Source organism: Candidatus Uabimicrobium helgolandensis, from assembly GCF_041508025.1.
GTDB classification, from domain to species: domain Bacteria; phylum Planctomycetota; class Uabimicrobiia; order Uabimicrobiales; family Uabimicrobiaceae; genus Uabimicrobium; species Uabimicrobium helgolandensis.
Window position 1 is genome coordinate 3886056 of record NZ_CP165719.1, and the last position, 13205, is coordinate 3899260.

The 13205-nt window shown below is 34.3% G+C and carries 7 protein-coding genes; 4 read left to right on the forward strand and 3 right to left on the reverse strand.

Annotation, left to right across the window (positions count from 1 at the left end):
• The first annotated feature begins 243 nt into the window (after positions 1-243).
• Positions 244-4746: a WD40 repeat domain-containing serine/threonine-protein kinase gene (locus tag UABHE_RS14200; protein WP_372370996.1), complete on the forward strand. Its 4503-nt coding sequence runs from the start codon at positions 244-246 to the stop codon at positions 4744-4746.
• Positions 4747-4748: 2 nt separating this feature from the next.
• Here the strand turns inward: UABHE_RS14200 and UABHE_RS14205 are convergent, their stop codons facing one another.
• Entirely contained in the window at positions 4749-8837 is a 4089-nt protein-coding gene (locus UABHE_RS14205) for a protein kinase (RefSeq protein WP_372370997.1), read from the reverse strand.
• A 77-nt stretch (positions 8838-8914) separates the two neighbouring features.
• Positions 8915-10114: a TCR/Tet family MFS transporter gene (locus UABHE_RS14210; protein WP_372370998.1), complete on the reverse strand. Its 1200-nt coding sequence runs from the start codon at positions 10112-10114 to the stop codon at positions 8915-8917.
• Positions 10115-10251: 137 nt separating this feature from the next.
• On the opposite strand from UABHE_RS14210, the gene UABHE_RS14215 reads away from it, so the two are divergent.
• Positions 10252-11190 (forward strand): PP2C family protein-serine/threonine phosphatase, encoded by a 939-nt coding sequence (locus tag UABHE_RS14215; protein WP_372370999.1) that lies wholly within the window; start codon positions 10252-10254, stop codon positions 11188-11190.
• Positions 11191-11205: 15 nt separating this feature from the next.
• Here the strand turns inward: UABHE_RS14215 and UABHE_RS14220 are convergent, their stop codons facing one another.
• A complete protein-coding gene (locus tag UABHE_RS14220) occupies positions 11206-11670 on the reverse strand; it encodes a GNAT family N-acetyltransferase (RefSeq protein WP_372371000.1) in 465 nt (154 codons plus the stop codon).
• Positions 11671-11820: 150 nt separating this feature from the next.
• Here UABHE_RS14220 and UABHE_RS14225 point away from each other — a divergent pair, with 150 nt between their 5' ends.
• Together UABHE_RS14225 and UABHE_RS14230 are read left to right on the forward strand one after the other, a co-directional pair.
• Positions 11821-12360, forward strand: coding sequence for a hypothetical protein (locus UABHE_RS14225; RefSeq protein WP_372371001.1), 540 nt, complete (start codon positions 11821-11823; stop codon positions 12358-12360).
• Positions 12361-12366: 6 nt separating this feature from the next.
• Complete coding sequence (locus UABHE_RS14230; RefSeq protein ID WP_372371002.1) at positions 12367-13194, forward strand: universal stress protein; 828 nt, start codon at positions 12367-12369, stop codon at positions 13192-13194.
• The last annotated feature ends 11 nt before the right edge of the window (positions 13195-13205 follow it).

The window sequence follows — 13205 nt, forward strand, 5'->3', positions numbered from 1 at the left end:
AATTAGGCCCTAATAAAACATCTATTTTCACTAGAGCGCGTCCCTAGTTACCTTACTAGGTTAGACTAAAACATCTTAAATTTTTGTACAATTATGATATCCGCGCTCCCTAATAAACACTGTAGATAAAGTTTATTTATATGTTATATTAATTGATGGACTTTGTAGAGCGTTACAATAAATTTGTAACGCTCTATCACTTGGGAAAATAGATATTATATGTAATACTGTTTGGATAAAAAAATGGACAACAGAGACAAGGAAAAATTAAAACAACAGTGGAAAAAGTTGGAAAAACAACATCAAGATTTAGGTAATACATTCAAATCTAATACAATTCCTCCTCAAAAAAAATCATCATTACCACAAGTAACATTTTCACAACAAGAAATAGATGATTTATTTTTTACTGAACAACGAATAGAAGAACAGAATACAATTATTGACCCTTCTGCTTCTTCTTATACTTCAGAAGCCAAACCTTCAAGCGTAAACTATGATGTAGGTGAAGAAATTGCTAGAGGAGGTATGGGCATTATTTACAAAGCTAAACAAATTAGTTTACAAAGAGATATTGCGATAAAAAAGCTTATTGATAATGAAAATATTCCTAATCTCAGAGAAAAATTCATCAATGAAGCTGTTGTTACCGCATTCCTTGATCATCCCAATATAGTTCCTGTCCATGAACTTGGAAAAAGTGTTGATGGTGAAATTATCCTAGCAATGAAACTCGTCGGTGGAACCTCGTGGAATAACGTAATGTCAAATCCACAATACGACTTAGACTATCATCTGGGTATATTACTCAATGTATGTAATGCTGTTGCTTTTGCACATAGCAAAAAAATTATCCACAACGATCTTAAACCAGAAAATATCATGATAGGTGAATTCGGTGAGGTCCTCGTAATGGATTGGGGGATAGCTCTTGATATAAACGATGTTCCTGACACCCATAAAAAAACATTGTCAGGCCGTACTCTCGACTCCCCAATGGGAACACCTCACTACATGCCTCTCGAATTAGCCCAAGGAAACGGTGCAAACATTGGAGCGTGGACAGATGTGTACTTGCTTGGTGGCATTCTGTATGAGATATTAACTGGAAATCCCCCGCACTCAGGTTCAAACATATGGGAAGTGATTTCGTGCGTCATAGACGGAGCGTCTTTGGAATTTACAGAATCAACTCCAATAGAGTTACAGCAAATCTGTACAAAAGCCCTCAGTAGAAACTCAGAAGAGCGCTATCAATCAGTTCACGAATTCAAAAAAGCAATAAAAGACTTCATTAAACATCGCGAAAGTAACACTATCTCAAACAAAGCATGTGAAATACTAAAGACATGTGAAGAAAAAGTCCTAAAAGTAACATCTGCGCAACTTATTCTTCAAAAAATAGAACGCAGCCAACTTTACGATCAATTTGCACAATCCATAGCAAGATTTCAACAATCAATAGAGCTCTGGAAAGGTAACAGCATAGCCGCTGAGTCAATGCAAAATGCAAGACTTCTTTATGCCAAAGTCGCTCTACACAACAGTGATACTGGTCTTGCAGAGGCGCAAATTTCAAAGATAGTTTACAATACTGAAGAAGTAAAACAACTACGTAGAAAAATTAATCAACAAAAAATTAGCAAAATTCGACAAACAAAAACCACAAGAAAACTTCGTACAAGTTTAACAGCGGCATCGATATTTATTATCCTAGGTTTAGCAACAAGTACTATACTTATACGCAAAGAACATTTACGTGCGCAACAAAAAGCAACAGAGGCAATAGAATTACAAGAGCAAAAAGCTAACGATGCAAATAAATCGCGAATTAAACTTGCGAAAATAGCTTTGAGTAAAGCAATAGAAGCACGCAAAAGAACAGAATGGAACAAATTAGGATCTTATGCTGCGGAAGCCTTAGAGTTCATAAAAAATATTGAATCCGGCAGTGAACAAATACAAAATATTAAAAATACGACGCGCAATCTAATTGCTATAGCAGAACAAAAAAAGCCTTTATTATGGCGAAGCCCGTCGCGACAAAACCTATCTAGTGGCAAAATTACAGCAATAAGCGCACACAAAGACCACATTGTTTATGCTGTAAATCAAAGATGCTATGTTTGTGATACGACAGGCAAAATAATTGTTTATTTACCAGAAAGCGCCTATAAAATACAACATGTTTCTATAAAGCGTAATCTTGTAGCTATAGGGTTAAAAAATAAAGTCATTAAAATCTTTAATTTACAAACAGCCAAAACTACACACACATTTTCACATCATAGTACAAATTCTTTTTTCAATTTTTCCTCACATAGCAACGCCTTAGTATATAACACTAATGAATCGGTGAATATTTGGAATCTCGACACAAATGCTCACCAAATACTTTACTACCACACCAACATACACTCTTTAGCTGTTTCAGAAACAACAATAGCTTCTGCATCCAACGCAAATATTACAACTTATAATCTTGCTACACAACAAACCGTCAACATTCCTAAAAATCGCAAAGTAACCCTGATCTCTTTGCACAAAAACCTGTTACTCTCAGTGCTAGATAAGCAAACAATCAATCTACGATCAGCAAATACAATTGTGCATTCTTTACACAACAAAAATGCCCAAATAAATGCTACAGCTATAAACGATCGTTGGCTAGTCGCTGCTTTTGCAAATCGCTCTCTTGTTCTATGGAGTACACAAACAGGTAAACAGGTATATACGACACAATTAGAAATGGATATCGAATCGATTGAATTCTTTACCGACACTCAAATTCTTATTATCACAAAAGATCGGCAAGTTCAAACCTGGGATTGCAAGACGCGAAACCCTAGTATCATTTTCCCAGGACACAAGAGCAGAATCAACGCTATTAAGTTTAGTAAAAATGGCAAGACAATTGCTACTGTTTCCAACGACCATACTTTAAAACTATGGCTTACTTCAACAGGTAAGCTCCATAAAACACTTCGTGGACACAATGCCGCAATTAATTGTCTAGATTTTTCAACCACATCTAATTTAATAATCACTGGTTCCGAAAACAAAGACTCAACATCTAAATTGTGGAACATCTCACAAAACACCCAACAAACCATTTTCAAACACAATAATCTAGATATTTACAGTGTAGCTTTTAGTGAAGATGATAAATTAGTTGCTGTTGGTTCTGCAGAAAATGTTGCTATGTTATGGCAACTTTCAAAAAAAGCCACTTTTAACAATTTTAGACACCCAACAACTGTCAAACAACTTTTGTTTACGGGATCACAACTAGTAACAGTTTGTCAAGGAAATGACAACAAAATTCGCTGGTGGGATACAAAAGAATATCAACGCGACCCCAAACCTTTATTTGAAATACAAATACCCAATAAAGTAACTAATACCGCTGTATGTAAACGCAATAAAACACTTGCAACTGTAGTCGATAATAACACGATATATCTATGGGACGTCACAACAAGAACACTACTCCATAAATTTGGTCCATATTCTTATACAATAAGTACCCTATCTATCTCACCAACAATGATGGCCTTATTCACTTCTCAATCAACAATAGAAATTCTATCTTTAAAAACAGGTCGATCAATTACAACAATTCCAGCAAAAGAAAATATTAACTGCATCGCCATCTCTCCTGTTGATCAACTTATTGCAATTGCTAGCGATGAGCAAATACAATTACTGTCGATTCCAGCACAAATGAATTATAGTAAGCCTGGAAAATCTATATTTATTGATTCTCAAAAAAAATACATAGCATCTGTTATAGAACAGAAAATATTTATCTACGACAGTTCTTCTTTAAAGAACCTGGGAGAAAAGAAAATTGATGGCTCAGTGGTAGATTTTCTACCAATGAAAAACGCTATATTTTTCAATAATGAAAAACAAGTTTTTGTATGGGATCTAGAGAAAGATAAGGAATATTCGACAAAAATATTTGGTAAGTTAATTACTTGTAGTCCAAGTGGCAATAATGTAGCAATAATGAGTTTCGGAGACACGCATATTTTTTTTCATGACATAAAAACAAACAAAGATCATGGACAAATTCAAAGACATTTGAGTAAAAAAGTACACATGCAGTTTGTTTCTGAAAATATCGTTGCCATTGCACTTGACAACAAGCTACTCTTACACGATATTGCGATAAGTGATAATGTAGAAAAATTATTTAATAACGAAAAAGTCAAAACATTTCCTTCCAATATTCAATACCTAAAAGTATTTGCAAACAACATATTTTTAGTTACCGAAAAACAGATTTTTATTGTTGATAATACCCTAAGAACAACTCAAATCATTGATAGTAAACATGAAATTGGTCACTTATCTTGTGATTCTCAACATATAGTGTTTTCTAACGCTAGTGGAACAATCTATGTGTGGAATCGCACAAGTAAACAATTCACTCATATTTTCAATAACGATCATGAAAAAGTAGACGATATGAAGCTACTAAATGAAAATACACTCATTATCTCAGCGAACAATCAAATAACACACTGGACCATCTCACCTATAAAAAAAATGCATTACTCCACAAAATGGCAGAACACACTAGAAAATAATTTTTCTATAGATACTAAAACCAAGAACTGGACTCTCAATATCAATTTAGATTTCTCGGCCAAAATAACAGCAGAAAACCTTTTTGGGAAACATATAGAGGACAATCTTTCAACAAAAAATACAACTCCTGTGCAATATTTTTTTAAATAGACCTAGAAATATGCAAAATATCTTCGTACACGAGCTTCATCATTTTCATTGAGATCATCAGAAGAGATAAATAATGTTTTTTTCGAAGAATATTCACTAAAAAAGATATTCTCACACGCTGTTCGCGCTTGTTTCCACATGCCTAGCATTGCGTACGCACGAGCTACTCGCAACACAAATGTTTTATCTCTAGCAAGTACATTAGCTGTTACAGGTGCACCAAATAACATTTTCATTTTTTTTGTCGCTTGTTCACCATCATAGTTTTGGATGTAGTATTCTGCTAATTTTAAACGACTAATAAAAGATTCTTTTTGAGAATCATATTTGCGATTATTCACAATTTCTTCCCAAATTTTAACTGATTGAGAAATTTGCTTAAAATTTACTTGAGCAACTGCTTTTTCGAATTTGTATGTCATATTTAGCGGATCGAGTTGAATAGCTCGATCTAAGTGCCGAAGAATTTCGCGATTTATTCTACGTTTAGATTTGTTTTGAAGAGCAGTGAGATATAAATAATACTGTGTTTGTAGTGACTGTATTTCTTTTGGGGCTAGAAATCTAGAAAAAGTCATTAGTTTAACTAAATTATGTATTCCTACAGCAAGCATTTTTTTCTGTTGTTGGCTTTTCAGAAGGTAAGAATTAAATATTTGCTGTTGTTGTTTCTTATCTGAGTAAACATACCATGCCATCAAAGCATTGCGACGTAAAGATTCTTTGTCAGAATTGATATATTTTTTGATTAACTGCAATTTTTGATCGCGACTCCAATTGTCTCCTATTTCTTTATTGAGTGTTTTTAGTGCATATTTAGTAAGAGCATTCCCCGGATTTTGAAAATTTTTCATAAAACCAAATTTCAAAAAGCAGAGATGCTGTAGTATATGAGATTTTGTTGCTTCGTTTTCTTTTTCGAAAGAATCTAGCGTATGAAATCCAAATAATGCAGAAATATAGTACACAAAAATTTTATAGTATTTGTCTTGCTCTTCTGATTGAGTACGACGTAAAATTTTCTTAATAAATCGCATATTTTGCAAAACTTTATTTGGGTTCCAAGAATTTGAAGCTCGTTTGAATATTTCGCTGTTGTAAGCAAGCACTCTTGGAATAGGATGCTCATCTGGTTGTTCTAATAACCGTTTAGGAGGCGAAAGATGATAAAAAAGCACTTTAGTAGCTTGCAAACGAGACACATTAATTTTTTTACCTTCTTGGCGTTTTTTTTCTATATGTTGTGCCATATACTGTGCGATGAGCTTTGATTTTTTTTTATCTAAGATTTTTTCTTTTGCAAAAAAAATCATTGTCGAAATAATTGGCTCATATTGTTCCTGCCAAGCCTTGTGATAATATTCCCAATAGTCTTTGATTCTTTGTTTTACATAATCGTTTTGCCAAAAATAGTAATGTGCAAAAAAGCGATTTTCGACATTCTTGTCATCCATACACTTAAGAAATATATTTTCTGCTTTCAACCATAATTCCCGGGGCGCATTTTTTATGCTAAAAACAACTTTTGCTGCATACATACGTACTATTTGCTTATTATGGGGCAGCATGAATTCTTGTAATAACGATAAGGTTGCTGAATCTATATGTTCACCCGGTAAATATAAGTAATTAATTGATAGTAATTTTAATAAGAAAGTGGTTTTACTTAAACTGCTTACAATAGGCGAAATACTAACAGCTACCGACTCACTACGATAGGCAAGACAGGCAATTAGTCTTCCTATACTAGATTTTGTTGTTGTTAAATAGTTTTCTACATAGTGAGTGTCTTGCGAATTCAGCAAAGCCTTCGCTGCTAAATACCTCATTATTAACTTTTCTTTATCATTTTCAAGTATAGCTCGTAAATTTTGTTTATCTATACTTGCAAACTCTTGCTGAGTCCAGTCAACGACCATTTCTCGATCATTATTTTCATACCACTGAGCTAAACGATAATAATTTGCTTTTTTGATCTCTCGTTGTTTTTTGTTAATAAAAGTTTCCAATATATCAAAAAATTTATGCTCGCTGTCTGAAAACTCTTTTGATATATAATCCTTGATAGTTGTTTCCATATCATTGTGATGGCGAACTAAATTTAAATATGTGCGAAACTGGTCAGGAGTGCCAAAGAAACTTTTTTGTATATTTAGTTGTTTAGAATTATGCTTTTCTCGCCACCACTGTAAACGTTCATAAGACTCTTGGAATTTTGCCTTTAATTGTATTACTTTATTTTTAATACAGTCAGGGACAGCTATTTTATCAAAATTCTTACTGTAGTATGTCATAGTCATATAGTATTCTTGCTGTTGTTGCGGGTTTTGGTAAGCTAATTCGATAAAAGAGGTGCTCGCTATATTGTTACGTGGATCTAATTTTACTGCTTCTATTATACAGCTATAAGCTTTAGAAAAATCCTTAAGAGCAATATGAACTTCTGCAAGTAAGTTATAATAACGTGCTCGTCCTGGTTTGAGATCTATGCTTTTTTGGAAATAAGCTTTTGCTTGCTCAAGATCTAAGTGGTCGACGAACAAACAACGCCCTATATATTCATAGACCTCTGCATTATTAGTTAATTGCTTTTCTAATGAAAATAAAATACCTTTAGCTTGTTGTAAGTGAATATTTTTTTTACTTTTTAGATAAGACTGGAAATATGTTTTTCCTAAAAGCAAGCGAATAAAAACCTCCTTGGTTTTTGTTCGTTGTAAAGAGCTTTGATCTGTGGCTTTTAGACTTTGAAGCAAAGATGATATTGTTTCTTCGTACTTCTTTTCTTCGTAAAAAAGTTTTGCCTTTAAGTAATAAAAATCTGTAGCTAAAGAATTCGAAGTCCTAACTTTATGTTTTAAATGTAACTGGGCTTTGTCGATATTGCCTTTTTCAAAAAACATATATGCCAGTGCTAAATCCGCTTGTAGTACATTTTTTCCGCGAAAATAACGCGTCGCTATCTTCTCAACTTCTACCCATTTTTTTTGCCTTTTATATATTTCCAACATACCAAGATACATTTTCTGGCGAAGTGGACTTTTGGTACTCAACCTTTGTTCCAAAGATGTAAGTTGTTTGAAAGCATCTTCATCTAAACCGTAATCAATTAAATTGAAAGCATTTTGTAATAGAGTTTGCGGTGAAGTAATGCGTAAATTTATAGTATCTTTTCTCTCTTTTGACCAAAAAAGAACAGCCAACAGCACTAAAATTAAACATAGTGGATTGAGAATTTTAAAAAAACCGCTTCTCATACGCCAAAAAGTGGCTGTAGGGGTTTGCTGACTTAAAAAACTATTTAAGTCATCTGCAAATCCCTGGGCACTCTGATAACGATGTCTTTTCTTTTTTTGCAAAGCTTTATAACAAATACTTTCTAAATCGTACGAAGCATTTGGATCAATTTCTCTCAAACGCATAGGTTTTTCATAAATAACTTTCCGCAAGATATCCATAATTTTTTCATCTGCAATCACAGGTAAATCAGTAATAAGCTCGTAGAAAATAGTTCCAAGAGAATAGAGATCAGACAAATGATCTAATTTGCGAGTTTCGCCATTTGCTTGTTCTGGTGACATGTAATTAGGGGAACCAATAAGTAAACCCGTTTTGGTTAAAGTGGCATCTACCTTCATTCGTTTTGCAAGACCAAAGTCCATCAAATGTGGCTCACCTTGCTGATCTATCATAATATTTGCAGGCTTGATATCACGATGAACAATATTTACTTTGTGCGCAGACTCTACAGCTTCAAGTATTTTTATAAATAGCTTTATCTTCTCTTCTAGAGACAAAGTATTGTTTGGTAAATATTCATGAAGTGTAACACCATCGATGTACTCCATTACTAAACATGGAAAATTTTGAATCATGAGTACATTGTAAACTCTTATTATATTTGGATGAGTTAAAGAAGCAATAGATTGTGCTTCACGCATCATTCTTTTTACATAATATGAACTACGATCATTGATATGTTTAATCGCCACTTTTCTTTTTATAGAGTCATCATATGCAAGGTGAACAGTCCCCATACCACCTTCGCCTAATTTATCTAATATTTTGTATTGCCCAATTGTTTTTGTCATACTACATTTCCAAATGAATTCAAGAATGAGAGCTGCGGCATTTTTTATCCACAATTTTTTTTCGTTTTGAGCGATTTTTACTTTTGTACTTTTAATAGAATCAACATACTGCATATAATAAGTATAGCCGCAAGTGCAAAAGGAGCACCTGGAAAATAAAAAATATTATCTTTACCAGTAAAATAACTAAATGTCTGTGTCATTATAATAGGAGATAAAATAGCTGAAAAGCTCACTAAACTGCTTATTGCACCTTGCAATTCTCCTTGTTGATTTTCATCAATTTGGTTTGACATAATAGCGCGTATCGACGGATCGATAAAACCACCAAGAGAAGATACAACAATAAAGAGACATGCTACCCATGTTTGTCGCGCAAAAGCAAATCCTGTAAATGCACAACCAGCCATAAATAAGCCAAGGAGAAGCGCTTTTCGTTCGCCTATTTTAGGAATAACAACACGTATTAATTTTCCTTGTACCAAGGCCAGTAGTATTCCGACAAGAGCTAAGGAATAACCAATTTCACTTTCCGACCACTTAAAACTTTCTATAGAATAATAAGTCCAAATGCTTGCATATGAATCCCTAGCAATTTGCGCAACAAATAATACAATAAGGAGTCCTGAAACAATAGGAAATTGTTTCATTGAAAGAAGTGCACCAATAGGATTTGCACGTTTCCATAAAAAAGGACGCCTTCTTTCTTTGGTAAGAGTTTCTGGAGCAACAAAGAAACCATATATTGCGACGAGTAAAGCGAGTACAGAAGAACAATAAAAAGGAATACGCGTTCCGTATTCTCCCAAAATTCCACCAAGTGCCGGCCCAACAATAAAACCGACGCCAAAAGCAGCACCAATAAGACCAAAATTTTGTGCTCTTTCTTTGGGTGAACTTACATCAGCAACGTAAGCAGCAGCTGTACCATATGTGGCTCCAGCAATACCTGTAAAAAGCCGCCCTAAAAATAACCAATATAAATTAGGAGCAAAACTCATAATCGCATAATTAATGCTCAAAGATACCAGAGAAAAAAGTAAAACAGGTCGCCTTCCATAACAATCGCTAAGGTTTCCAAGAATAGGGGCGCAAAAAAACTGCATCAGTGAATAAATGAATAGCAACCATCCACCATAAATAGCAGCATAACTTAAGCCTTGACCAGTTAATTCAACGATTAATTTGGGCATAACCGGTATTATAATGCCTATGCCAATGGCATCAAGGAGAACTGTAATAAAAACAAAATACAACGCTTGTTTGTTGTGCAACATATTTTTCCTATTCTTAAGTCTATTAGTGATTGAGTTTCAAATATTTTATGATAAGGTAAGCAAAATGTGAATAGATATTTTATTTTAGAATTCACTTACAAGGGAATATTGCTGACGTGCCCTAGAAAAGAGAAGCTATGAGCAACGAAGAAGAAATGCATTGTATGGAAGTATGGGGAGGAAATCGCGATTGTGATTGCCATCTACAACTTATGGGGTTAGGAGTAGAGGTATATAGTAAACCATTTGCTGGTTGCGAGAATGGAGGAGATGTTTACTATGTTTCTTCATGTGCCACTGGTCGCATAACACGATTAATGGTTGCTGATGTAAGTGGTCATGGTGAAGACGCAGCTCACTCTGCAAATCAGCTACGTCAGTTAATGGGAAAGTATGTCAATTTTGTAGACCAAAGTCGCGTTATAGAAGGAATGAACGACCAGTTTGCCAGTATTGTTAAACATGGACGATTTGCTACTGCAGTTATTATTACCTATTTTGCGCCCACAAACGAAATGATCATATCGAATGCTGGCCATCCTCCGCCCTTGCTATACCGAAAAAAAAGCAAGAGCTGGTGCTTTATCGATAAGAATATGATAGGGGAAGAAACCGGAGACATTCCTTTAGGAATTCTCAGCGGTGCACACTATCACCAATGTAAAATATATCTTGAGCCAGGAGATTTAGTACTTTGCTATACAGATTCTCTTATCGAGATGCGCAAAAATTCTTCTGTAATAGGCGCGGATGGACTACTACAATTCATGCAAGACATTGGAAAAATTCACCTACCTAGTGCGCAAATACTCTTAGAAAAATTACAACAACAAACCAAATCGCAATTTAATGATGATGTAACAGTGGTTACCCTTGCAGTAGAAGCAGCACCAAGAGTAAACCTAAAAACGAAAATTCTAATTCCCTTTCGCATGTTGTGGATTGTTATACGTTCACTATTTTCAAATCGAATCATTACTCCACAGACAGAGTGGTCACTTCGCAACCTTGGCGGAGCTTTTTTTCACCGTCTTAATTTCCTAGGTAACAAAAACAAAAAGAACGATGCAAACTAGGAAGTGGTCAGAATCCTAGAATGCATCAATTTCTTTTTGGTACTTAAAGTTTTGTATCGTTAGTTCTTTAGTTAATCGCCGTTGACTCGTAGCTACAAATCCCATCTTTTTATATAAATAAATCGCAGGTACATTTTTTATCGCTGTTGAGACAATAACTTCTTTAAAATTCTCTTGTTGTAATGTGAATGACAAAAGAGTTCGAGCAATACCTTTACGAAATTGCTGAGGATCAACCATTAATCTATGAATATCTAAAACATTTTGACTTATTTTATAAGAAATAGCTCCTTGCAATTGTGAAGAATTTACATACCCATAAAAAATTTCCTGACACTGCTGTAAATCTCTTAAAGATTCTAACAAGGGAGGAATTTCGTAGAAATCTATTAGCTGCGCTTCTTCTTTATATGATTTTTTTTGTAGATTGTGTAGGGATAGCAAAGTTACTTCGTCTGTGAGATTTAAGTATTGAATCATAGTTTTACCTTGTATGAGAAATCTAGGATAAAGCTTTAATTTGATTGTTTATAGCTATTTTCTATGGTTAAATTAATAAATTAACTTTTAAAAAGACTCTCTCTGCTGGTAGATATATTCCAAATGGCCAGCCAAAAGAAAGGTGTAAAAATGGTTCCGCAAATAGCATCAATACTAGGAACAATATCGTTTGTTATTCAAAAAATTATTGAGTTTATTCGTCCTTTGTTAGAATCTTACATTCCGTGGTTTAATTTTTCTGATATTAAGGTTACCGAAAAAAAAGTAAGTTTACTTGATAAAGTATACGCTAATACACTACACCAAACCCAAGCTAAAGATATTAAAATTACTAAGGATGGTGAGGATTTTACTTTTAGCGATGAAATGATGGATGTCGTTAAGCTACGAGCAACACTCTTACAACGAGTTAGTAACCGTAAGAAATCCAAGTCGAGACGTTATATGGTTTTGGGTATGGCAATAGGCGTTATTTTATGTCTTATCGTAAGCAAATTAATGGGAATAACATTTTTCAGTCTCGCAGATAGTTACAAAAATATACAAATGTCTGGAGCATATTGGATCATTGATTCTATCGTTGCTGGTGTATTAGCTGGTTTTGGTAGTAAACCTGTAAACGACGTGCTCAGCTACTTCAATGGTAGTGAAAGAAAAAAGACTGCATAGTAAATTATGAGTGATCAACAAATAACCCAAGTATTTCTTCCCACCGATTTATCTAACACTAGCGAAATTGCCTTTGCTCACGCTTTAAAATTAAGCGTGATCGGCAAAGCGGAGTTAGATATTTTACATGTGGGAGAAAATGTAGATGTGAACAACTTTCCTAAAGTACTTAGCTTGTTAGAAAAATGGCAGTACCTTCAAAAAGGAAGCTCAAAAGCTGACATTTTAAAGCTGGGCTGTTTTGTGCGCAAAATTGCTGCACCAAGTAGTGACCCATTCTCGTGGATTATGGATTATCTAAAGACACATCATCCTGATCTGATAGTTCTTCTTACTCATCAAAAGAAGGGCATCCGACGTTGGATAAAGAAATCTATATCAGAACCAATCGCGCGTAAGTCTAAAGCAATGACTTTATTTATTCCACATGAAACTTCTGGTTTTGTTTGTATGGAAAGTGGAAAGTCCAAACTTAAACATATACTTATCCCTATTACTAAAGATCCCAATCCAGAAATTGCTATCAAGGTTGCAGAAAAATTTGCTGCAAGAGTAGCCGAAGATGAGAACGTCAACTTCACTTTGTTATTTGTAGGGGATATTGAAGATAAACCTTCTGCGAAACTTTTAAACAAAAATTGGGAGTTTATTGTGCGAGGAGGTAATGTTGTTGAACAAATCCTTAGTGTTTCTAAATTTAAACAAACAGACTTAATCGCAATGACGACCAAAGGGCATGATGGATTCGTAGACGCTTTGCGCGGAAGTACAACAGAACAAGTAATACGTGAAACATCTACTCCTGTTCTTGCAATACCAATAAGTAGAAAGTAAGAATTGCGACA